The 22781-nt window shown below is 66.4% G+C and carries 22 protein-coding genes; 14 read left to right on the plus strand and 8 right to left on the minus strand.

Annotated features, from left to right (window positions below; translation table 11 throughout):
* Positions 1 to 270: 270 nt before the first annotated feature.
* On the plus strand, positions 271 to 2241 hold the full coding sequence (locus AC3WRM_RS00880) for an ATP-dependent nuclease (RefSeq protein ID WP_492246811.1): 1971 nt from the start codon (positions 271 to 273) through the stop codon (positions 2239 to 2241).
* A gap of 325 nt (positions 2242 to 2566) precedes the next feature.
* Here the strand turns inward: AC3WRM_RS00880 and AC3WRM_RS00885 are convergent, their stop codons facing one another.
* From AC3WRM_RS00885 to AC3WRM_RS00895, 3 genes are read right to left on the minus strand one after another with little or no spacing between them, the layout of a single operon-like run.
* A complete protein-coding gene (locus AC3WRM_RS00885; RefSeq protein ID WP_492246810.1) occupies positions 2567 to 3214 on the minus strand; it encodes a cation diffusion facilitator family transporter in 648 nt (215 codons plus the stop codon).
* Positions 3211 to 3600, minus strand: coding sequence for an ArsR/SmtB family transcription factor (locus tag AC3WRM_RS00890; RefSeq protein ID WP_492246809.1), 390 nt, complete (start codon positions 3598 to 3600; stop codon positions 3211 to 3213). Before AC3WRM_RS00890 ends, AC3WRM_RS00885 begins: the two co-directional genes overlap by 4 nt.
* 22 nt (positions 3601 to 3622) lie before the next feature.
* Positions 3623 to 3847 carry a hypothetical protein gene (locus AC3WRM_RS00895; RefSeq protein ID WP_492246808.1) on the minus strand — a complete coding sequence of 75 codons (225 nt, stop codon included), beginning with the start codon at positions 3845 to 3847 and terminating at the stop codon, positions 3623 to 3625.
* Between the two features lie 115 nt (positions 3848 to 3962).
* Between AC3WRM_RS00895 and AC3WRM_RS00900 the strand changes: the two genes are divergently transcribed.
* From AC3WRM_RS00900 to AC3WRM_RS00920, 5 genes are all read left to right on the plus strand, one after another.
* Positions 3963 to 6077, plus strand: a complete 2115-nt coding sequence (locus AC3WRM_RS00900; protein ID WP_370200965.1) for a heavy metal translocating P-type ATPase — start codon at positions 3963 to 3965, stop codon at positions 6075 to 6077.
* Positions 6074 to 6400, plus strand: a complete 327-nt coding sequence (locus AC3WRM_RS00905) for a metal-sensitive transcriptional regulator (RefSeq protein ID WP_370200963.1) — start codon at positions 6074 to 6076, stop codon at positions 6398 to 6400. Before AC3WRM_RS00900 ends, AC3WRM_RS00905 begins: the two co-directional genes overlap by 4 nt.
* A gap of 50 nt (positions 6401 to 6450) precedes the next feature.
* Positions 6451 to 6723, plus strand: coding sequence for a heavy-metal-associated domain-containing protein (locus AC3WRM_RS00910; protein WP_370200961.1), 273 nt, complete (start codon positions 6451 to 6453; stop codon positions 6721 to 6723).
* Between the two features lie 745 nt (positions 6724 to 7468).
* Entirely contained in the window at positions 7469 to 8062 is a 594-nt protein-coding gene (locus AC3WRM_RS00915) for a DUF305 domain-containing protein (protein ID WP_370215000.1), read from the plus strand.
* A 115-nt stretch (positions 8063 to 8177) separates the two neighbouring features.
* Positions 8178 to 8729 (plus strand): hypothetical protein, encoded by a 552-nt coding sequence (locus AC3WRM_RS00920; protein ID WP_370200957.1) that lies wholly within the window; start codon positions 8178 to 8180, stop codon positions 8727 to 8729.
* Positions 8730 to 9287: 558 nt separating this feature from the next.
* Here the strand turns inward: AC3WRM_RS00920 and AC3WRM_RS00925 are convergent.
* Positions 9288 to 9629, minus strand: coding sequence for a hypothetical protein (locus AC3WRM_RS00925; protein WP_492246807.1), 342 nt, complete (start codon positions 9627 to 9629; stop codon positions 9288 to 9290).
* A 495-nt stretch (positions 9630 to 10124) separates the two neighbouring features.
* Between AC3WRM_RS00925 and AC3WRM_RS00930 the strand changes: the two genes are divergently transcribed.
* The 5 genes from AC3WRM_RS00930 to AC3WRM_RS00950 all read left to right on the plus strand — a co-directional run bounded on the left by AC3WRM_RS00930 (position 10125) and on the right by AC3WRM_RS00950 (position 14049).
* Positions 10125 to 10271, plus strand: coding sequence for a twin-arginine translocation signal domain-containing protein (locus AC3WRM_RS00930; RefSeq protein ID WP_492270906.1), 147 nt, complete (start codon positions 10125 to 10127; stop codon positions 10269 to 10271).
* Positions 10271 to 10867, plus strand: coding sequence for a peptidoglycan recognition protein family protein (locus tag AC3WRM_RS00935; protein WP_492246806.1), 597 nt, complete (start codon positions 10271 to 10273; stop codon positions 10865 to 10867). The genes AC3WRM_RS00930 and AC3WRM_RS00935 overlap by 1 nt, the downstream gene beginning before the upstream one ends.
* Before the next feature lie 234 nt (positions 10868 to 11101).
* Positions 11102 to 11440, plus strand: coding sequence for a MerR family transcriptional regulator (locus tag AC3WRM_RS00940; protein ID WP_492246805.1), 339 nt, complete (start codon positions 11102 to 11104; stop codon positions 11438 to 11440).
* 7 nt (positions 11441 to 11447) lie between these two features.
* On the plus strand, positions 11448 to 11960 hold the full coding sequence (locus tag AC3WRM_RS00945; protein ID WP_492246804.1) for a phosphotransferase-like protein: 513 nt from the start codon (positions 11448 to 11450) through the stop codon (positions 11958 to 11960).
* Positions 11961 to 12138: 178 nt separating this feature from the next.
* The gene (locus AC3WRM_RS00950; protein WP_492246803.1) at positions 12139 to 14049 is read left to right on the plus strand and encodes a potassium transporter Kup; all 1911 of its coding nucleotides are present in this window, start codon (positions 12139 to 12141) and stop codon (positions 14047 to 14049) included.
* A 165-nt stretch (positions 14050 to 14214) separates the two neighbouring features.
* Here the strand turns inward: AC3WRM_RS00950 and AC3WRM_RS00955 are convergent, their stop codons facing one another.
* The gene (locus tag AC3WRM_RS00955; protein ID WP_492246802.1) at positions 14215 to 14559 is read right to left on the minus strand and encodes a hypothetical protein; all 345 of its coding nucleotides are present in this window, start codon (positions 14557 to 14559) and stop codon (positions 14215 to 14217) included.
* Positions 14560 to 14774: 215 nt separating this feature from the next.
* On the opposite strand from AC3WRM_RS00955, the gene AC3WRM_RS00960 reads away from it, so the two are divergent.
* The 3 genes from AC3WRM_RS00960 to AC3WRM_RS00970 all read left to right on the plus strand — a co-directional run bounded on the left by AC3WRM_RS00960 (position 14775) and on the right by AC3WRM_RS00970 (position 20488).
* A complete protein-coding gene (locus AC3WRM_RS00960) occupies positions 14775 to 16106 on the plus strand; it encodes a cytochrome P450 (protein WP_492246801.1) in 1332 nt (443 codons plus the stop codon).
* Positions 16107 to 16317: 211 nt separating this feature from the next.
* Positions 16318 to 17556 (plus strand): thiamine pyridinylase, encoded by a 1239-nt coding sequence (bcmE, locus tag AC3WRM_RS00965; protein ID WP_492270904.1) that lies wholly within the window; start codon positions 16318 to 16320, stop codon positions 17554 to 17556.
* Positions 17557 to 17962: 406 nt separating this feature from the next.
* The gene (locus AC3WRM_RS00970) at positions 17963 to 20488 is read left to right on the plus strand and encodes an Ig domain-containing protein (RefSeq protein WP_492246799.1); all 2526 of its coding nucleotides are present in this window, start codon (positions 17963 to 17965) and stop codon (positions 20486 to 20488) included.
* Between the two features lie 190 nt (positions 20489 to 20678).
* Here AC3WRM_RS00970 and AC3WRM_RS00975 read toward each other — a convergent pair whose 3' ends face one another.
* From AC3WRM_RS00975 to AC3WRM_RS00985, 3 genes are read right to left on the minus strand one after another with little or no spacing between them, the layout of a single operon-like run.
* Positions 20679 to 21098: a DUF350 domain-containing protein gene (locus AC3WRM_RS00975; protein WP_492246798.1), complete on the minus strand. Its 420-nt coding sequence runs from the start codon at positions 21096 to 21098 to the stop codon at positions 20679 to 20681.
* 34 nt (positions 21099 to 21132) lie between these two features.
* Positions 21133 to 22347, minus strand: a complete 1215-nt coding sequence (locus tag AC3WRM_RS00980; protein ID WP_492246797.1) for a glutathionylspermidine synthase family protein — start codon at positions 22345 to 22347, stop codon at positions 21133 to 21135.
* A gap of 1 nt (position 22348) precedes the next feature.
* A complete protein-coding gene (locus AC3WRM_RS00985; protein WP_492246796.1) occupies positions 22349 to 22744 on the minus strand; it encodes a hypothetical protein in 396 nt (131 codons plus the stop codon).
* Positions 22745 to 22781: the final 37 nt, after the last annotated feature.

Here is a 22781-nt window from a genome sequence, read left to right on the forward strand (position 1 = left end):
AAGCCCACGCCTGAAGGCGGAGGCTCGGGTGGACAGAGGCCGGGCGGTGGAGGCCGACCGAAGCGCTGAACTAGTCCTGCGATCGGGAGCCCTCGCGGGAGACCGCGGGAGCTCCCGATTCTTGCGTCCGATCAGTGACACCTACCCCGGGTCGAAAGCGACCAACTTCGTTGGGGTCAACCTGTCAGCGGTGCACGCCATGATGATGCTTATGCTCGCAGCCAGTGCTCGAATTTGCTAGAATTGGAGCAGTAAATAGGAGAACAACGCATGCGCTTGAAGTCGATCAAGGTCCAAAGGTTTCGTAACTTCGTCGAGGCTCAGACCGTCGATATCGAGGATGACGTCACGTGTCTCGTCGGTAAGAACGAAAGCGGCAAGACGACCGTTCTGAAAGCGCTGCATCGCCTCAATCCAGCTAACGGCTCGGAGCGATCGTTCGATCTGACTACCGAGTACCCCCGTTGGCGGCTTGCTCGTGATCGTCGCGCCGACGCAAATATCTCGAAGACCAAGCCTGTGGAGGCAGTCTTCGGCTTGACTGACAGCGACTTTGACGAGTTTGAGTCCAACTTCGGTATCCGTCCGCCGGCTTCGCTCGAAGTGCACGCCGCCCGCAACTACGACAACGGCAAGTTGATCTGGTTGTCGTGCTCGCGCACTGCAGTGATTCAGAAGGCCGCAGAGGACGTGGAGATCAGCGGAGAGGATCTCGAAGGCCTCGTGGCTGCTGGTTCCTACGCGGACGCCCGTTCGACCGCCAAGGAGACGGCCAAGCAGCTCAAGGAAGCTGGCGAGGCGCTGCGCTCCAAGGCTATGAGCGCCTTCGGCACGTCACTCAACAAGTACGCCTTCATCTATGACGGCGAGATGGAGCAAGAGCAGCGAGACCGGATGTGGAACTCCCTGCCCGAGTTCTTCTACTTCTCGAACTACAACATTCTGCCGGGCGAGACGGATCTCAACGAGCTTCAGACGAAGATCGATGACGGCGAGGAACTTGACGATGGGGAGCGATCCGTGCTCGCGCTGTTGGCTCACGCTGGTGAGACTCCGCAGGATTTCATGGACGCTGACTATGACAGTCGCAAGGCTGAACTCCAGGCCGCCAGCGCCGACTTGAGTTCCCACGTGTTCGAGTACTGGAAGCAGAACCAGGACCTTGACGTCATCTTCGATACGGACAATGTGGTCGTCCGCGAGGTCAGTGGCAACGAGAAAACGCATCGAATCCTCAAGATCGAGCTTCGCGATGGGCGACACGGAAACGTCGAGACGAACTTCTCGACTCGATCCACTGGCTTCCAGTGGTTCTTCTCGTTCTTCGCAGCTTTCAGCGAGTACCAGAGTTCGGGCAACTCGATCATCGTCTTGCTCGACGAGCCGGGAACGAGTCTGCACGGCGACGCGCAGCGAGACTTCGTTCGCTTCATTTTCGAAGAGCTGGGCGCCTCCAAGCAGACGATCTACACGACTCATTCGCAGCACATGGTCGATCCGACCAAGTACGAAAAGCTTCGAGCCGTTCACGACCGGGCGACCCGTCAGGATCCTGATCAAGGCGTCAAAGTGACGCCAATTCAACTGAGTGCCGACCCCTCAACGATCTTGCCGGTGGAGTCCGCCCTCGGGTACTCGGTGAGTCAGCACCTCTTCATTGGGTCAGGACAGCATCTCTTGGTCGAAGGCAGCAGTGACTTCGTCTACATTCAGCGCCTCACGGAGCACCTGCTGGTGAACCCGGAAGGTGACTGCAGCGGCCTGGATCCGCGCCTTGCGATCTTGCCCGTCGGTGGCATCGACAACATGCCTGCGTTCGTTGCGCTCCTCGGTCGCCGCCTCGCGGTTTCAGCGCTTGTGGACGGCGACCGCACGAATGCGAAGTTGCAGCGTGTGAAGAAGGCGGCTAACCACAACGGAGTCGACGAGAGCGTGATCGTTGTCTGCTCGGACATCGACAAGATGCCCACCAATGCCGACATCGAGGATCTCTTCGACGTGGCTGACTATCTGAAGCTCTACAACTGGGCGTTCGATAGCAATCTGAAGGCGGCTGATTTGCTTGAAACTGATGAGCCAATCGTCAAGAAGATCACGTCGATCCGTGGCGCCTTCGACCACGCGCTGCCTGCCCACGCACTGACGACGCATCGTGAAGAATTCTTCTCGGGGATCAAACCCAAGTCAGTGAAGCAGTTCACCGCGTTAATCGAGAAGCTGAACGCTACGGTCAAAATTTGAGGGATATAACGTAGTCGGTTATGAAGTGGGCCAAGGATCGCTGCGTACGCCCGGACGGGCGTGGGAATCACAGCCAGACAGATGGTGCAATCAAGCATTCTAAGACTAATTGGCTCTGATCGCTGCGCGATGCTCGGTGGATCCGCGCGTTGAGGTCGAGCTACCTCCGTCTATCGCAGTCGGATGAATCCATTCAGGCGTCCATCAGTGTGCACGTACTCGAGGTCATTCACGGGTACCTTTCTTTGCGCAATGAAATAGAGCCCGACCCGGGAGGAGCAAGCTCTACTCCCGGATCGGGCTGACGTGTGCGGACTGGGTCGGGTTAGTCGTCGTCTTCGACGAGTTCGCCTTCCCACGCTTCGCGCCCTTCGTGGATGGCAAAAGCTGCGATGACGAACCCGGCCACTGGATCGATCCATGCTGCGCCCGTCCATGCGTAGAGCAGCAAGCCGATCAAAGTGGACACGCTCAACAGCACACAGATCCGAGTCTCTGCCGCATCGGCCAGGATCAGCGGATCATTGTTGAGCTGGATGCCGACGCGCTTCTTCGCGTAGGCGAGGACCGGCATGATTACGATGGACGCGATCAACAGGACGATGCCGACAACTGAGTTGTCTGGCGTCTCGCCGCTGATCAAATTGCGTGTTCCCTCGAAGATGACGTATGCCGCCAGCAAGAAGAATGTGCCAGCAACCATCTTCAACGCTCGACGCTCCCGGTCTTCGTCTGCTTCGCCGGATCGCAGTCGTGCTGCCAGACGAAGGCCAACCAGCACGGCGGCGATGGACTCGATGCCCGAGTCGAATCCGAAGCCAACTAAGGAAACGAGTCCGGCGAGGATACCTGCCGCGATCGCCACTGCTCCTTCGATGACGTTGTAGCCGACAGTAAACTGGGCGAGCCTCAGTCCTCGCTTGGTGAGGTGTTGGTCTCGGGCAGACAGCTGCCCTTTGGTGACGTCTGTCATGACTGATCTTCCTTTCCATATCGGGGGCATAGCGCCACCTGGTGGTCGGTAGCTGCCAGAAGCTCTTCGGCCGAGCCGAGGAGCTCAATGAGCTCTGGTCGGCTGAGCGTGTAGAACATTTGGCGCCCCTCGGGACGGCCAGTGATCAGCCCGCAATCCCGCAGGCAGGCCACATGCGTGGAGACTGTTGACTGAGCCAGTTGCAGCTCAGCGGTCAGGTCCACAATGCGCGCTTCGCTACCTGTCAGACGCTGCAGGAGTCGAAGACGGATGGGATCAGAGAGTGATCGAAACAGAGCTACTGCCGGGGCAAGGTCGCTAGTTTCGGTCAGATCTGATGTCATAGCCATATCCCGATTATATCTAATCCTGGCGATCTTGGCCATGGAGGCGGTGAAGCCATCTACGTCAGCCGTCGGCCTTGTTGTCGGATCGCAGCACGATCTCGTCGTCATCGACGTAGAGGTGCTCGAACATGGCTTGGTTGAGTTCGCGTCGTGCGCGCTTGTCCGCCTGCTCGTAGTGCTTCTGACCACTGGTCAGGAGTTCGAGACACAGCTCAAGAGAACGAGTGATGACACCTTCGTCGAACTTGTGCTTCGAGGACTCGGCCTCGATGGCACCGCGGCGCACCGCCAGTCGACGCTGCTCGACAGTGGTGGGATGGCTCGCGCACTTGATACCCCTACGGGGTACGGGTATATTAAAAATACCCCCAGGGGGTATCACGTAAGCGGAGGATCTAGCTATGCAGCATCACGACCATCACCATCACGAGACACACGACCCGAGCGCTGGGCAACATGCCCACGAAGATGACCACAGTCACCACGGACATGGTGGGCACGAGGGACACGTCGCGGTGTTCCGTCGCCTCTTCTGGTGGTCGCTGTTGCTCGCAGTTCCGACCGTCCTGTTCTCTTCGATGTTTGCGGACCTGGTCGGCTACTCGCTTCCGGATATCCCGGGTCTGGAGTGGATCTCGCCGATCCTCGGAACGGCGCTCTACGCGTGGGCAGGCCGACCGTTCTTGATTGGCGGATGGCAAGAAGCGAAGAGCCGCCAACCCGGCATGATGTTGCTGATTGCCCTCGCGCTCACGGTTGCCTTCGTGGCTTCCTGGGGATCGACCCTGGGTCTCCTACCGCACCACCTGGACTTCTGGTGGGAGCTCGCGCTCCTGGTCTCGATCATGCTTCTCGGGCACTGGATTGAGATGCGTTCGCTGGCCCAGACGAGCTCAGCGCTCGACTCGCTGGCGGCACTTCTCCCGGATGAAGCGGAACGTGTTGAGAAGGACGGATCGGTCTCAGTTGTCGCGCCCAGTTCTCTAGCAGTAGGCGACGTTGTGATTGTCCGACCGGGCGGCCGCGTGTCGGCTGACGGCAGGATCGTCGACGGCTCCGCTTCGATGGACGAGTCGATGATCACGGGCGAGTCTCGACCCGTTCGCCGGGAGGTTGGCGAGCAGGTCGTTGCCGGCACTGTTGCAACCGACTCGGGACTGCGTCTCGAAGTGACGGCGACCGGTGACGAAACCACGCTCGCGGGAATTCAGAAGTTGGTGGCTGACGCGCAGGCATCTGCGTCGCGGACGCAGCGACTCGCTGACCGAGCCGCTGGTTGGCTGTTCTGGTACGCCCTCGGTGCAGCCATCATCACGGCAGCGGTCTGGTCGATCTTCGGCCTGCCCGAAGACGCCGTCATACGCACCATCACGGTGTTGGTCATCGCGTGTCCGCACGCACTCGGATTGGCGATTCCGCTGGTCATCTCCATCTCGACGGAGCGAGCCGCCCGCGCGGGAGTCCTCGTGAAGGACCGCGTGGCCATGGAGCAGATGCGACGGGTCGACACGGTGCTCTTCGACAAGACAGGCACTCTCACGAAGGGTAAGCCGACGGTGACTGCCATCGAGCCTGCACCGTCCACCGGCATCGCCATCGATGAGGTGCTTGCGCTCGCGGCGGCAGCCGAAACAGATTCTGAGCATCCGCTGGCTCGCGCCATCGTGCGTTCCGCCAAGGAGCGCGGCGTGGCGGTGCCTGCGGCCACGGACTTCTCTTCTCATCCTGCGGTTGGTGTGAGTGCGCTCATCGGCGGGCGCCGTGTGCAGGTCGGCGGGCCAGCGCTTCTCCAACAAGCCGGTGGCAGCGAGCTCGAGGTCGCGGACGAATGGCGGCGGAATGGATCGATCATCTTGCACGTGCTCCGCGACGGTGAGGTCATTGGCGCTCTTAGCCTGGCTGACGAGATCCGTGCCGAATCGCGGATTGCCATCGATCAGCTCCACGAGCGTGGTGTTCAGGTCGTCATGATCACCGGAGATGCCGAAGCTGTAGCGCACTCTGTAGGAACCGCTCTGGGCATTGACCGTGTCTTTGCCGGTGTACGGCCGGAGGACAAGGCCAGCAAGGTCGCGGAACTGCAGGAGGAGGGTCGGCTCGTCGCCATGGTTGGCGACGGTGTCAACGACGCTCCCGCGTTGGCTCAGGCGAATGTCGGGGTTGCCATCGGCGCAGGCACCGACGTCGCGATTGCCTCTGCCGGGATCATCCTTGCCTCGGACGACCCTCGCTCGGTGCTCTCGATCATCGACCTGTCCCGTGCGACCTACCGAAAGAGCATGCAGAACCTGGCGTGGGGCGCTGGCTACAACTTGGCAGCCGTTCCCCTGGCCGCTGGTGTCCTTGCTCCGATTGGTTTCATCCTCCCGATGTCGGTGGGAGCGATCCTGATGTCGGCTTCGACCATCGTGGTGGCGCTCAACGCGCAGCTGCTGCGCCGGCTCGATCTGCGCCCAAAGGAGATTAGTCAGGAAGACCGGGCGCACACCGATGATCGAGAAAGGAAGTCGGTATGACCGTGAACGATCACGCTCAGGATGGAGCGCCCGACTCTGCTCCGGGGTATCTCCATCGGAAAGACAGCCATCTGCGCCGACTCCGCAGGATCGAAGGCCAGGTGAAGGGCATCAGCCGGATGGTGGACGAAGACACCTACTGCGTCGACGTACTCACTCAAGTGTCTGCCGCGACCAAAGCGTTGCAAGCCGTTGCGCTGGAGCTACTCGACGAGCACATGGCGCACTGCGTCGCTGATGCAGCACGTGGTGGCGGCGCCGACATGAAGGCGAAGCTCAAGGAAGTCAACGACGCCATGGCCCGCCTCCTGCGGTCCGCTTGAGCGACAGCCCCGACAACCAGACTCGAATCAATCAACGAAGGTGGAATCTGATGTGCACATCATGCAACTGCGGTGACTCAAAGAGTGACGTCGTTCTCGGCGTCGAGTCTCTGACGACCCGCGCGCCGGAGGTCTTCGAGGTCGAAGGCATGACCTGCGGCCACTGCGTGGGCTCGGTGAGTGACAGCGTCGGACAGGTGGACGGGGTCCGAAAGGTCTCGGTTGATCTTGCGACCGGTCGCCTCGAGGTGCAGTCCGATCGGGGCGTTTCGAGGGAGAGCATCGATTCAGCGGTCCGGGCTGCGGGCTACACGCTGCGATAACTGGCTGACCGCCTAGAAATTGCCAGGCTGAAGACCCGATAGATCAGCGGCAGAATGAGTTTTCAATCCGAACTCGAAATCATGAGATAATAGAAGTAGTGAATTCTCGTTTCGAAAGACCACCGATACTGGTGCCAAGGAACTCGTGTGGCGTGCCCATCGTTGTCATGAAGGCACACCAGTCTGGCCGCGAGATCGGAGGAGCGTCGTCATGAGGCATGTCTCGACGTCGCTGGTGTCTCGTGCTGCTGTCGCTGCACGCCGTGGGCTCGTCGTCTTGGTGATCGCTTTCGGTCTCGTCGTCATGCACGGCGGGGTCGGGCAAGCGCAGGCCTGTGTCGGCGCGATGTCAGGGATGCCGACGCCGACGTCACCGACCCTGATGTTGGAACACAGTCATGACGACACTGCGGTGGATGTCGAGGATCCGAGTGGCAAGCCAACTAAATCTCCGACAAGCGCGCACTCCAGTGACGTGTGCTCGAGCACGCCAGCCGCCTCTGGTGGCGCGGGTCCCGACACTGCGCCTGCCCTGACCGCGGCATCATTCGTGTTGGTGCCCTGCATCGACCTGGAGCCTGGTGCAGTTAGCGATGTGACAGGTCGTCATCCGCCACCCCCAGATCTCGTCACGGAACTCTGTGTGAATCGCCGGTGAGAAGTCGTGTCTTACTCGACTTTCAATACCGGTTAATCACAAGGAGTTTTACGAACCATGAAGACAATTAGTACTAAGGGCGCCATCGTGGCGTTCGCGATCGTTGCTGTCGTCGCCGTCGGCGCCTACCTCGCCATCAACAACACGTCCGGTCACGACGGACACTCCGCGAGCTCGAACTCGTCGGACTCGTCAAGCGCGAGCAACACCTCCGCAAAGTTCAACGACACGGATGTCATGTTCGCGCAGATGATGATCCCGCATCACGAGCAGGCAGTTGAGATGGCCCAGCTTGCTGCCACGCGAGCTGGATCGTCGGAGGTGAAGGCTCTGGCCTCCAAGATCGAAGGAGCTCAGGGACCGGAGATCACCACCATGAAGGGCTGGCTGAAGGACTGGAACGCCCCATCCGATGGATCGTCGATGGGCGGGATGGATCACAGTGCTCACGACATGGAGGGGATGATGTCCGACTCTGAGATGTCCGACCTTGAATCGAAGTCGGGTGACGCATTCGATCAGGCCTTCCTCTCAATGATGATCGAGCACCACAGTGGTGCACTCGGCATGGCGAAGTCTGAAATCGCTGACGGAGAGAACCCTGAGGCCATCGCACTCGCAAAGACCATCGAGTCGACGCAGCAGGCCGAAATCAAGCAGATGGAAGCGCTGCTCAAGTAGTCCGCGCAGTCTGGCGCCCCCGCTTCTCGATGAGCGGGGGCGCCCGGCGCACCGCATTGATGCAGCGCGGTGCTTGTCCATCTGCCTGTCCTCCATCCCGTGGAAGAAGTCGCTCATGAACCTTCGATTCTCAACGGTCGTCACGCTGGCGGCAATCGCTGGACTAACTGGTTGCGCCGCCGACCAAGAACAGGCATTGCCGGACGCACGCACTGTCGTCGTCTTGCCAACACCGGACGCCACGTCTCAGCCGCCTTGGCAAACCCCGGGTGATGTCCTGGCTCACGCGAAAGCTGCTGGCCTTGATCTAGGACCCATGGGCACGGCCGAGCACTATCACCCGAGCCTGCGCATCGTCATCGACGGGAACCAAGTCCCGGTCCCGGCAAACATCGGCGTCGACCCGGCGACCGGCGCGATGTCAGCGGTGCACACCCACGAGGGCGACGGAACCATTCACATTGAAGCTGACTCGGTCGGCGAACAGTTCACACTTGGTCAGCTGTTCACTCAATGGGGAGTGGCGCTGTCATCTCAGCAGATTGGTGGAGTGCAGGCGGACGCTGACAGTGAAGTCGAAGTCACTAGCAATGGTGTGAAGTTTGCCGGCGATCCTGCGGATCTCGTCCTCGAGCCCGACCAGGAGATCGTGCTCTCGGTCAACTGATGGACCAAAGGGCAGGTAGTCGGTCCGTCCACCTCTCAGGTCAGTCGGCGTCCTTGCGGTCGAACTTCGACACCGGCGTCACGGAGGATTCGCAACACAGTGCTCTTGCCCACGCCGAACCGTTCAGCGGTTTCGAGCGCGCTGACCGTACCCGATTGATAGTGCTCAACTATCTGCAGACGTAAGCTCGCTGTGAGGCGAGCTCGAGCACGAGTTGAGACCTGGGTCGAGTCTTCGTGTTCGGAAGGCTTCGACATCTGTCTTGCGGTGTTGAAGTTGACTTTGGCGAGCACTACCACGAAGAAGTCCGACAGAACCCCCGACCTCCAGAGGTCGGGGGTTCTGTCGTTCCTGGGGAAGAAGGCCATTCATACGTTCGCGTCTCGAACTCTCTGGCGACGGGGGCGTCGCCTCGCCGCCGTGCCCACTGGTGGATCGCACCTCGTGGTCGAGCGTCTTGGCTAGCCGGTCGTCGAGGACCCGCCGGAAGGGCGAGGCGAGGTCGACTCCGGCGACATCGTCGTTGTCATGGTGTCTCCCCGAGTCTCGACATCCCCGTCAGTCCCCGCACCATCCCGGGCCCGCCTTGTCGGTCGAGACGTAGCCGCCGAGATCGGGGGAGTGGTAGCGACCGTTCACGATCGTGTCGCGGTAGAAGTTGGTGCACGGGGCGAGCCAGCCGTAGTACGCCTCACCGTTGGGTGTGGCGAATAGCCTCGTCGAACCAGTGGAGTTGACGTGCACCTTGTGCAGGTCAGCGGTCGCGGCCGGCGATGCCGGGCGAGACTCGTGGGCGGGCGCGGCCGTCGACGGCGTCGAGACGGCCAGAGCCAGGCTCGCGGTGATGGCTGCGGCCGACAATCCGAGTCCGAGCGTCCTGCTCGGGATGCGTTGCTTCATGAGATCCCCCTCGATCGATGGTGCTTCGACGCTCCGCTTGGCATGGTCGGCTGTCAACGGTCGTTCGCGTTTTCCGTATCGGATGAGGTCGAACATCCCAGAACGACGCCCGGTGCAAGAGCTGCGTCCGTGGACCGCGGTCCGGTGGCTAGGTGCAGGTCGACGCGTTCGAGGTCAGTCTCATGAATGTGCCGCGCTTTCATCACCAGGAGCGCAGGCAGCATTCGACGACATGACCAACGTCAAGAAACGGGCGGCCTTTGAAGGCTTCGCGCCCGGGCTACGCCACCGGTCCGCGAGCGGATCCTTCCTGTGGCGACCGAGCGGGCATCGTCCAGGTCTGCTTCGCAGTGCCTGTCACGCACGGTCGGTTGGCCCTGGAAGCGCAGACGCCTGGTTCGCAGCAGATTCGCAGTGGCACTCGTCAGCATCGTCGAGACGGAGCGATCCCCTCCCGAAACGACAGCAGGAAGGCACGTGTCAATGGACGCAACCATGCACCTCTCGAGGCGCTCGCTCATGCAGGCCGCCGCAGTCGGCGCCGGTGCTGCGGCGCTAGGCATCACACGAGGTTCTGAGGCGGCACAGGCAGCTGATGGGCAGCCCGAGTGCCTTGCCGATATCCCGAGCGGAGATCGCTGATGTCGATGCCTTGGCTCGCGCGCCAGTTGCGCAACATCGGGTTGGCGGTCACCGAGACACCGGGTTGGACGACCCGCGGGCGATCGGGTTCCTTCGAGCCGTACGGCGTTCTCATCCACCACACCGCAGCCCGCTCCTCGCCGTCAAACCCAGCCCCATCCAAGAACGTGGCCATCAATGGCAGGACGAATCTTCCTGGGCCCGTGTGCCACGTGCTCATCGACATCCATGGCCGGTGCCACGTGATCGCCGCTGGCCGGGCGAACCACGCGGGGCAGGCGAAGAAGGTCGGGAGCATGCCGGCCGGGGACGGCAACACCATGTACGTGGGCATCGAGATCGACTACTTCGGTCCCGCGCGCACCGAGAACGGCACCTGGCAGCCCGAGCAGAAGATGTCTGACAACCAGTACGCGGCGGCGGGCGCCGCAGCGGCGGCCATCCTGCACCGTTTCGGGCGCGACGAGACCCACGTCAACGGACATCTCGAGACCAGCACCACGGGAAAGATCGACCCCTACGGCATCTCGATGACCAACTTTCGCAGCCACGTTCGCGCTCGTCTGCGAGGCGGCCCGCCGCCCGGCGCCGTCTGAGATGCTGGAGTCGGTATGGCGGTCGGCACGGACGCGTGTCGTTCCAGGTCAGCTGGGGGTCTCCGTAGCGCAGACAAGGTCTCCGCGGCGGTGGCGGGCCTACCCGGGACGTACGTGACGTCGTGAGCCGTGGGCCGACCGGAGGAGTTGACGCTCGTGACAGGTGCAAGCGCGGACGATAGGGAGCCGCTGCGGGTTGGTGACCCCGCACCGCTCACCGGCACGACACCGCGCATGCTGCGTCGGTACGAGAATCACCATCTCACCCGCGCCCGACGCACCCCCGCGGGACAGCGCCTCTTCCACCCCGACGCGGTTGGGCTCCCCGTCGCGGCGGTCCGGGAACTCCTCGACTGCGTCCTCGACACCGACCGCCTCGAACCCTGTGCCGTGCCCACGCTCGCCGAGCACCTCCGCGCATACCACGCACGCATCGCGGACCTCGTCAGCACCCGGGACCCCCTCCAGGAGCTGCGGGACCCCTTCCAGGAGCTGATCGACTCCTCGACCGCCCAGCGCCAGCCCCTGCCACGCCTCAGCTCCTCGCAGAGCACGGCGCCGGATCGTGGTTGAGGCGGACGTGGTCAGTGTCGTGGTGGTCAACGGGGCCTCGAGTGCAGGAAAGAGCACTCTCGTCGCTGCGGCGCAGCCGCTCCTGCCCCGACCCTTCCTGGCCTTCGGGCTGGACCTGCTCCTGTTCGGCGATGCCCTCCCGCGCGACGCCGAAGGATCCCTGCGTGACTGGACCGTGCTGCGGCCAAGGGTGCTCGCCGGTCACCGCCGGGCGGTGCGCGCGTTCGCCGACACTGGCGTCAACGTCATCACCGACGTCGTTCTCGAGACGCAGCAGCAGGCGGACGACTGGGACGAAGCGCTACGGGGCCTGGACGTCCTCTGGGTCGGCCTGCACGTGCCGGTCGCCGAGCTGCGCCGTCGTGAGCGGGAGCGAGGAGACCGCCCGTCGGGCGACGCCGAGCGCGACCACGCCGTGGTGCACACGTTCCACGCGTACGACCTGGAGCTGGACAGTACCGACGGCCTGGATTCCTGCGCGCGCAAGCTCGTGAGCGCCGTGCAGCCAACCGATCGCTGAGCCGCCCTCTCGCGTGGAGCGTTGCTCGACTCAGGACTACCCGAAGAAGTCCGGCAGAACCCCCGACCTGTGAAGATCGGGGGTTCTGTCGTCCCGGCCCGTCGTGGACGTCGGCCACGTGCCGGACGGCACGCCGCATTCCCCTGCGAACGTCGTCGAGCGGCATACGCTCGAGCCCGTGACTGAGCGGAGTGCAGGACGACCTGCCGGCGGACCGTTCATGGTGCTGGGAGCCGTGGGCGTCGTCTTCGGCGACATCGGGACGAGCACGTTGTACGCGATGAGTGCGGTGCTCCAGGCCGACACGTCGGGAGGTGGCGCCGTCGCGAGGCCGCTCGTCTACGGCATGGTCTCGACCATCGTCTGGTCGATGATGCTGGTCGTGACGGTGCTGTACGTGCGCCTCCTGCTGCGCGCCGACAACGACGGGGAGGGTGGTCTGCTCGCGCTGGTCGGGCTGCTCCGGCAGCGGCTGGCGCCAGGTCGCGTGCTGGCCGTGGTGAGCCTGCTCGGGGTCTTCGGGGCGGCGATGTTCCTCGGCGACAGCGTGATCACGCCGGCGATCTCGGTGCTGTCCGCGGCCGAGGGCCTCGAGCTCCTCAACCCGTCCTGGTCGCACGTGGTCGTGCCGTTCGCGTTCGCCGTGCTCGTCGGGTTGTTCGTGATCCAGCGGTTCGGCACCGGCAGGATCGGCAGGCTCTTCGGGCCCGTCATGGTCGTGTGGTTCGCGTCCACCGCGCTCTGGGGTGCGCTGGCCGTCGCGAAGGAGCCGTCCGCCCTGCAGGCGCTCTCCCCGCACTGGGTCTTCCTCTACTTCCGGGACGAGCCGCTGATCGCCTTCCTGTCGCTCGGTGCCGTGGTGCTGGCGGTGACGGGCGCGGAGGCGCTGTACGCCGACCTCGGGCACTTCGGCCGCCGGGCCATCGCGCGGGCATGGGTGTTCGTCGTCCTCCCGGCACTCGTGCTCAGCTACCTCGGACAGGCGGCAGCGGTCGCCGGCTCGACGACGGCCGTGGGCAACCCGTTCTTCGCCATCGTGCCGGGCTGGGCCCGGTTGCCGATGGTGGTCCTGGCGACGCTGGCGACGATCATCGCGTCGCAGGCGGTCATCTCGGGGGCGTTCAGCGTGGTCCACCAGGCGTCTCGTCTGGGCTTCCTGCCGCACCTGCGGACGACCCACACGTCGCGGCACCACGCGCGGCAGATCTACCTCCCGGCCGTGAACTGGACGCTCGGCCTCGCGGTCCTCGCGGTCGTGCTGCTGTTCCGCAGCTCGGCGTCCCTGGCGTCGGCGTACGGCGTCGCCGTCACCTCGACCATCACCGTGACGACCCTGCTCTACCTCACCTACCGGTGGCGACGGGACGGCGGAGCGTCACCAGGGTTCCTCGTGGGGGCGGCCATCCTCGTAGTCGAGCTCGTCTTCCTCGCGGCGAACCTCCCGAAGATCCGCTCCGGTGGCTGGCTCCCGCTCGGCATCGGCGCGATCCTGGTCCTGACGATGACGACGTGGCGGGCCGGCCAGCGGCGCATCGAGGCGGCGCGCGCCGACGCCGAAGGACCGGTCGAGGACCTCGTGCCGCGCATCCGCGCGACCGAGGCAGGGCTCGCCCGCGTGCCCGGGACGGCGGTCTACCTGACCCGAGGGCCAGGCGTCGTCCCGATCGCGCTCGACGCGATGCTCGACCTCAACCACGTCCTGCACACCACGACCGTCCTGCTCAGCTGGGAGTCCGTGGACGTGCCAGCGGTTCGGCACGACGACCGCGTCGTCGTCGACGTCCTGGACGACCCGACCGACGGCATCGTGCACGTCCACGCGACGTTCGGGTACCGCGAGAGACCGGACCTCCTCGCGGTGCTGGAGCAGGCGATCCCGCTCGCGGAGGGCGAGCTCGACCACGTCGACCTCGACCGCGCGATCTACTTCACCTCCGTGCCGGTCGTGAAGTTCAGCCCGCGCTCGGGCATGCCGCGCTGGCGCCAGAGGATCTTCCTGACGCTCGTGCGGCTGAGCCCGGACCCGGTCGACGTCCTGCGGCTGCCGCGGGAGCGCACCATCAGCGTCGGTCGGGAGATGCCGTGGTGAGGACGGGACGAGGCGAGGACGTGGCGCCGGTCCGCTGAGGGCGTGCTGCCGGGCGTAGCGGGTCCAGGCATCGTCGACGTCCTGCCTGCCTCGTCGTCGTCCTGCACGCCCGTCGTTGCGTCGCGCGTGCAGGACGCCCGTGTGGATCCGCAGAGACCCGCGAGACTACTTCTGCTGCTCGGTCGGCTCGACGTAGTCGCTGGGGACGTGGTCCTCCGTCTCCTGCGTGATCCGGGTGACGGCGAAGGTGTTGTCGCCCGTGCTGATGACGGCGAAGCGGGAGTACGTGGTGCCGGCCGAGTCGTAGGCGTCTGCAGTGACCGGACCACTGGGGGTGACCAGCGTGGCCGTGATCCCCGTCAGGAGACAGACGCCCCGCGAGGAGGCCTCCCACGTCGTGTTGGTGGTGACGTTGTAGTCGTCGTTGCGGCAGAAGATGGAGGCGTACTCCACTGTGCCGCTGGCGTTGTACGGCGTGGAGTTGTGAATGGTGACCTTGTCGTAGCTCATGGTGGCCCCTTCAGGACGACCCCGTCCGCGTCGGGCGTGGCGCGCACTGGAGGTAGTGAATGTAAGTCAGATCACACTCGGTCGCCGGTGCGCTCGTCGCGCCGCCATACGTCCGTACCGGTGCATCGGTCTCACGGGCTGCCGGAACACGAGACGGGCCGCAGGATGACGGATCCTGTTCGATACTGGGCACAACCGAGCATCGGAGGTCCATCGTGCAGATCCTCGACGAGGCGGCGTCGCTGACGCGCTGGGGGCTCAACCATGCGGTGCCTCGCCTCGGCATACGAGCAGGGGCGCGTCGCGGTGACCTGCAGGCTCGGCTGATCGTGGCGACCGCGTCGGGCAGCGACGCCGACGACGACGGCAGCCTGCCGCTCGACCTCTTCGAGGAGGTGCGTGCGAGCGGACCTCTGCACAAGAGCGCCTTCGCGTACGTCACCGCCACGCATCCGGTCGTCAAGGAGGTGCTCGGCAGCCCCGACGTGCACGCCGGCGTCGATTTCGGCACGGGCGGGCTGCTCGGTCCCGTGCGCCGCTGGGCCGAGAGCAGCACCCCGATCGGGCCCCTGACGCCGCCGTCGCTGCTGTCGGTCGAGCCACCGGAGCACACGCGGTACCGCAAGCTCGTGACCCGCGTCTTCTCCGTCAAGGCGGTGCGGGGACTGCAGGACCGGACCCAGGACATCGCCGACCAGCTGCTCGACGACCTCGCCAGCAGCGACGACGGGACCGTCGACCTCGTCGAGCGCTACTGCGCGCTGCTGCCGGTCACCGTCATCGCCGAGATCCTGGGGGTCCCGCACGACCAGCGCGACAAGGTGCTCGAGTTCGGCGAGGGTGCCGCGCCCAGCCTCGACCTCGGGCTGCCGCTCGGACGGTTCCGTACCGTCGAACGGTCGCTCCGCGCGTTCGAGCGCTGGCTCGACGACCACATCGCCGCCGTCCGCCACGACCCGGGCGACGACCTCCTCAGCCAGCTCGTGCTCGCGCAGGACGACGACGGTGTCGAGCTGACCGACCTCGAGCTCAAGGCGACCGCCGGCCTCGTGCTGGCCGCCGGCTTCGAGACGACCGTCAACCTGCTCGGCAACGGCATCGCCCTGCTCCACCAGCACCACGAGCAGCTCGAGCTCCTCCAGGAGAAGCCGGACCTGTGGTCGCGCGCGGTCGACGAGGTGCTGCGCTACGACCCGCCCGTGCTCCTCACCGGCCGCAGCGTCGTCAACGACACGGTTCTTGGCGGACGCGAGGTCCCACGCGGCTCCGTCGTCACGACCCTCCTCGCGGGCGCCAACCGCGACCCCGACGTGTTCGCCGACCCGCAGCGCTTCGACGTCAGCCGCGAGAACGCCGACCAGCACGTGTCGTTCTCCTCCGGCCGCCACTACTGCCTGGGCGCCGCCCTCGCGCGCATGGAGGGGGAGGTGGGGCTGCGCACCCTCCTCACCCGCTACCCGAACCTGACCCTCGAGCCGGGCGCGGAGCGACGTTCGACCAGGATCCTGCGCGGTTACGCGGCGCTGCCCGCTCGCCTTGCAGGCTGATGCGGCGAGAGCACTCGCGCGCAGGCCCCGACGGGGCGCCGTGACGGCGTAGCGCGGATGCGATCGCGTACCGGAGGTGATGTTCTCCAGCCTGAGCTCGAGCAGACCGGTTCGATCGTCCCATGCGGGCATGCGTTTCTCGGGAACGAGCCGTCCATCCAGAGGGGCTGCCGACACTGAGGTTCTCACCCTCGACGATCGGACCCCCACCATGCCCAAGGACACACCCCTCTTACGACCACGGCGGCTTGCGCAGCCGTCGACCTCGGACGCCCCGGTCCTCAACGTGGCGATCTATCCCTACCTCCCGCGGCCCCAGCAGTTCGAGGACGCCATCACGGCGGCGTGGCAGTCGGTGCGTCCGCAGGGCCCGGCGATCAACTTTGTCGACTACGACTGCTACACGTGCGATCCTCCGATCACGCTCGACGTCTTCACCTTCGACACCATCTTCATCAACCACTTCGTCCAGGCGGGTTACCTCCTCCCCGTGGACGGTCAGCTCTCGTCGGACTTCTTCGACTTCGCGGTCGGTGCCGTCACCGTCGGCGGACAACCGGTCGCCTACCCGCAGCTCGGTTGCCTCAGCTCGCTCGTCGTCCGACGTGGAGACACGCCCCTGCTCCTGGCGGAAGGAAGTGACGGCGTGTACGACGTGCTCGGTCCCGCGGCCGATCCCACCGTCCCCCAGCCACCGCCGGGATCAGGCCTCCTGATCGACTACACCGGCCGCACGACCGACGCCTGCGAGTACGCGCAGGCTGTCCAGCAGCACACCGGTGTCTACGACACGGCGTTCGTCCCGCCTCCGTCCCTCGACCAGCCCTCGATCGACGCTCTGCTCAACTACACGAAGGCGGCAGGACGTGCGCAGGCCGGCTTCCACGACTCCGGTTCACAGCGTCAGCAGTGGTTCACGGGCGGCTTGGGTCGAGCGATGGCAGGCGTCACCGAGAGCCTGTCGACCTTCCCGGTCGACCAGATCGGCAACTACACGGTCCGACCCAAGCCGCTCGCCGTGGCCGCCGGTCGCGGCCAGAACGGCTACTTCGTCGATGGCGTGGGCGTCAGTCCCCGAAGCACCGACCTGGACGCTGCTCAAGCGATGGCGCAGGTGATGACGTCCCAGCAGGTTCTTGCCCAGGGGTGCGTGGCTCGCTCGTCGAACGAGAACCCGCAGTACCTCATCCCCGCCAGGCAGTCGACACTCGGCTACCTCGGCACGACCGACCGGCTCTACAACGACATCAATCAGATCGTGTCCGGCGGACCTCGCCACGCCTTCACGGTGGACGTGACGGTCCGTGACTGGATCGCCGCTCAGGCGGTCGCCATCCGCGACCAGCTTCTGCAGAACGACGTCGAGGCCAACGACACGATTCACGTCAACGACCTCCCGATCCATCCGGCGCTTGCAAGTCTCCCCGCCAACCTCGCCCGGAAGAGGTGACGCCCATCCACGGCACGCGCGACTGACCTTCGTGGTCGACCACGGCCGGAGCGCACCGGTCCTCCGGTCGACCACGCCTGGGCAGGATGTCGTCACCGGGCTCGGGGCGGGCCGGGAGCGTACGCGACGCGACGCGGAGGTCCGACCGTCCTCTCGGGGTTGCGGCATGCTGCGCAGGTCGTGCGGAGGTTTCTCCCAGTTTTGAGGACACAGCAATGAAACCGCTGTTACGTTGCGGGTCGACCACGGTGCCAGGAGCTCCGCCGCGACGCGGCGGTGCACCGCGGTCCTCACCGGCCCCGCGGCCACTTTCTTGGGAGAACTCGTGTTTCGTCATGCCATCACGCCTGCCCGTGGGGGAGGGGGACGATCGCGCCGTACGGCCGCGACCGCGCCCCGGTCCCTCGTGAGCGTCGCGACGCTCGTCGCGCTCGTCCTGTCCGCCCTCGCGTTCGGTGCGCTGCCCGCGCAGGCCGAGCCGGAGGCCAAGCCCACCGTCGGTCTGCTCAACGCGAACGCGAGTGCGTCCTGGGACGCGGACACCCGGGACAAGCTGAAGGCGACCGATGGCTTCGCCGACGTCGTCGTCCTGCCCGAGTCCGCGTGTGGTGCCGGGACCCCGACGCTGCAGGACCTGAAGAAGTACGACGCCGTGATGGTGTGGAACGACTGCGGTTTCCAGGACCCGCGCGCTCTCGGTGACGTCCTCGCCGACTACGTCGACGGCGGCGGACACGTCGTGGTCGCGGCCTTCGCTGGAGCGGACAGCATCGCCGGACGGTTCAGCGCCGAGGGCTACTCGGCCGTCGTGTCGTCCGGGGGCGGCGGGGGTGGCCGCGCCCACCTCGTCGTCGACGACGCCGACGACCCGTTGCTGGCCGGCGTCGGCTCGTTCGACGGAGGCGGCAGCAGCTACCGCATCCCCGTGGCCCCGGCCGAGGGATCGACCGTGGTCGCGCACTGGAGCACGGGCGAGCCGCTCGTGGTCCGCGGCGAGAAGTCGATCTACCTGAACTTCTTCCCCCCGTCGAGCGACGCCCGCTCGGACTTCTGGGACGCGTCCACCGACGGCACGCGCCTGCTCGCCAACGCGCTCAACGCGACGCTCGCGCCCGTCGTCAAGGCCCCCAGCTTCACGAGCGACGCGACGGCGTCGTTCACCGCCGGTGTCGAGGGAAGCTTCACCGTCACGACGAAGGCGAAGCCCGCGGCGACGATCTCGGCGACGTCCGAGCTGCCCAGCGGCCTCACGCTCACCGACAACGGCGACGGCACGGCCACGCTGGCCGGCACCCCGGCCGCCGGGACCGGTGGCCTCCACGACGTCGCGCTCAAGGCGACCAACGGCACCGACCCCGACGCCACACAGACGCTCGCGCTGACCGTCGACGAGGTCCCGGGCATCACGAGCCCTACGACTGCGGGCTTCACCGTCGGTGACGCCGGGTCGTTCACGGTCACCACGACCGCCGGGTTCCCCTCCGACACGGCGCTGTCCGTGGCCGGCGACCTGCCGGCCGGTCTGACGTTCGTCGACAACGGTGACGGCACCGGCACTCTCGCCGGCACGCCCGCCGATGGCTCCGCCGACTCCTACCCGGTCACGGTCGAGGCGTCGAACGCGAAGCTGTCGAGCACGCAGGACGTCACGGTCACGGTGTCGCTCGCGACGCAGACCGTCGCCATCACGTCCGAGGCCCCCGCGAACGCGGTGGTCGGCCAGACCTACGCGGTCACCACCTCCGCCGGCGACTCCGGACAGCCCGTCGTCCTCTCCGTCGACGAGGCCTCGGCCGGCGTCTGCGCCATCGACGGCTCCACGGTGACGTTCCAGCACCCGGGTGCCTGCGTCGTCGACGCCGACCAGGAGGGCGACGGCCGCTACGCCGCCGCCTCGACGAGCCAGACGATCACCGTCGCCCAGGCCGCGACGTCAACCACGCTCACGGTCGCGCGGGACGCGCTCTCCGCTGCCGTGAAGCCCACGGCTCCCGGCGCCGGTGCGCCGACCGGCACCGTGACCTTCTCGGTCGACGGCGAGACGGTCGGTACCGCACCCGTCGTCGACGGTGTCGCGTCGCTCGCGTACCGGGTCGAGGCCGGCAAGGAGCGGGCCGTCGCGGCGGCCTACGCCGGAGACGCCGACTTCGTCGGCTCGTCGGACTCGACGGCACGTCAGGACCCGGTCGTCACGGCCAAGGTCAGCAGCGCGGTCAGGAAGTCGGCCAGTGGCTGGTACCGCACGCCCGTGACCATCTCCTTCCAGTGCACCCCGACGAGCGGCGCGCTGGTCGGCAGCTGCCCGGCGCCCGTCACGCTCGGCCGCAACGGTGCGGGCCAGTCGGTCACGCGCACGGTGCTCGCTGCCGACGGCGGCGCCACGACCGTCACGGTCGCCGGCGTCAACATCGACCGGACGGCTCCGCGGGTCGCGGTCAAGGGCGTGTCGAAGGGTCGGGTCTACGCCGGCCAGGCGCCCCGTGCCACGTGCACGAGCCGCGACGCCCTCTCGGGCATCGCGTCGTGCCGGACCAGCCGCAAGGTCTCGGGCGAGACGGTGACCGTCACCGCCCGCGCCACCGACCGGGCGGGCAACACGAGCACCGCCTCGGCGACCTACCGCGTCGCGAAGTTCTACGTCGCGGGCGCCACGTTCCGCGACGGCGCGTGGCAGGTGCGGGACGGCCAGACGTACCAGGTGGTCGCCCTGACCTCCGGCACGGCCCGGCCGCAGTACTACAACGCTGCACCGCGCGGCAGCCGTCCGACCGCGTCGGGCAGCTACCTCGTGCGGGCCGGCAAGCAGGCGGGCCTGAACCGCTTCTCGCTGCCGGTGCGGATGGACCGCGGCATGAGCCGCAAGGGTCACTGGGTGCTCGGCGTCAAGACCGGCTCGACCCTGCACACCATCCCGGTGCGTGCGCAGCGCTGAACCAGCCACACCCGGAGCCGGGCCCGTCCGTGAACCTCACGGGCGGGCCCGTCGCCGTCCTGCGCGCCCTGGCCGTGTCGGCGGTAGGTCTCGCGCCCTTCAGGCCCGCATGGGGCGCGTCCCCTACCGCCAGGGCGGATAAGGCGTCTCACCTACCGCCTGGGGGGAGGCTCCGGCGGGCGGGAAGCCCTCAGGCGATGCTGGCGACCACGACCAGCGACACCGCGATCTGGGTGGCGGCGGGGACGAGGGTGGCGGGGTGGAACGTCGTGTCCATCGTGGTGGCGGCGAGGTCGTCGGGCATGACGATGTCGACGAGCCGGAACGCGACCGCCTGCACCACGACGCCGAACAGCCCGAAGACGATCGTGTACCCGAGGGCCTCGCCGAAGGAGGCGTCGGCGTGGTGCCAGATCGCGGTGTAGACCACGAGGCCGAGCCCGAGGATGCCCGACGCCGCGACCAGCGCCGCGTTCACCGAGCCGGCCATGATGTGCCGGCCGAGGTGGCCGGGCGTCAGCAGGTCGAGCACGCCGTAGCCGACGCCGAGCACGACGATGCCGACGACGGCGTAGGCGAGGGCATAGCCGACGGAGGTCAGCAGGTCCATGGAGGTCTCCTCGGATGGTGGGATCGGGCGGCGGTCAGGGGTGGTCGGTGTCGGCGAGCCAGGACGCTACCTGGTCGGGCGACGAGCGGGGCGTGTCCATCAGGTGCGGGACGAAGCGGGCCCGGGTGGTGGTGATCCGCTCACGCGACTCGCGGATGCCGAGGCCCGCGGCGCGGCCGCCGATCACCCACGTCCCCAGCACGGGGTGGTTGCCGTCGAAGGGCAGGTCGACGTACTGCTGGTAGACCACCTGCTGGCTCTCGGTGTGCGAGCGGGGGACGGACTCGGCGATCCCCTCGCCGTGGACCTCCACGCCGTCACCCTCCCAGCCGAACAGCGGCTTGGTCACGTAGCGCCGCATCGCGTACGGCGCGTCGAAGTAGGAGGGGAGCAGGTTCGGGTGCCCGGGGAACATGTCCCACAGCACCGGGAGCAGCGCCTTGGAACCGAGCAGCAGCTTCCACGGCGGCTCGATCCAGCGCGTCGTGCCCCGCCCGGCGATCAGGTGCTGGCCGAAGATCGAGTCGAGCATCCACTCCGTCGGGTACATCGCGAAGCAGTAGCGCATCTCCACGTCCTCGGGGTCGAGGAAGACCTCGCGGTCGTGGTGCCACCCGATGTCCTCGATGGTCACCCCGAGGGTCTGCACGCCCGCCTCCTGCGCGGTGTCCCGCAGGTACGCCACGGTCACCCAGTCCTCGGTCGGTTCCTGCTGCCCGACCGCGAAGTGCACGAGGTCGACGCCTCGCGAGCGCAGCTCGCCCCAGCGCCTCACGAGGTGCTCGTGCAGCATGTTCCACTGGTCGCGGTCGGGGTGGGTCTCCTCCAGCCACGTCCACTGGCAGACCGCCGCCTCGACGAGCCCGGCCGGGGTGTCGGCGTTGTACTCGAGCAGCCGCGGCTCGCCCGTGCCGTCCCACGCGAGGTCGAAGCGTCCGTAGAGGGAGATCTCGTCGGGGTCGTGCAGGGACCGGGCGAGCAGCTCGCCCGACCCTGGCGGCAGGCCCAGACGTTCGACGACGCTCGGGTCGGCGACCATCCGACCGGCCGCCTCCACCGCCATCGCGTGCAGGTCGTCGGTGACGCGCTCGAGGTGCTCGACCTCGGTCTCGCTCAGCACGTAGCAGGCCGACTCGTCCCAGTAGGGCAACTGCTCGCCGTCCTCGGCACGGTCGACGGCGTACGTGAGGCCCTCGCCCTCGACCTTCGCGAGCCAGTCGGGGCGTGGCTCGGACGCGAGTCGACGCACGTCAGCCGCCGAACGAGCTCTTGCCGGAGAAGAACCCGCCACGGGTCACCTCGCCGCCGTCGTACGCGACGCCGCCGCGCTTCACCGACGACGCCGGCGGGGTGTAGGAGCCCTGGCCCGAGACCTTCTCGCCGACGCCGGGCGCCGTGCGGCCCGAGGGGATGTAGTACCAGCCGTAGCCGCCCCCGCCCGAGGAACCGCCGCCACCGGAGGCGCCGCCCCCGCCCGAGGAGTCGTCGTCGCAGCGTTCGTCGGAGACTCGGGTGTCGGTGTACCGGTCCACGCACACGCCGCGGTTGTCGGCACCGCCGTCGTTGGAGATGGCCACGATCGCGGTGACCGCCAGGGCCACGGCCCCGACGCCCACGATGGCGGAGCGCTTCCTGTCCTCGTCCACGCAGCACCGTAGCGAAGGCCGGTCCGGCGCGCCCGCC

The sequence above is a fragment of the Aeromicrobium sp. EU05-FHT14F07 genome (assembly GCF_058790455.1).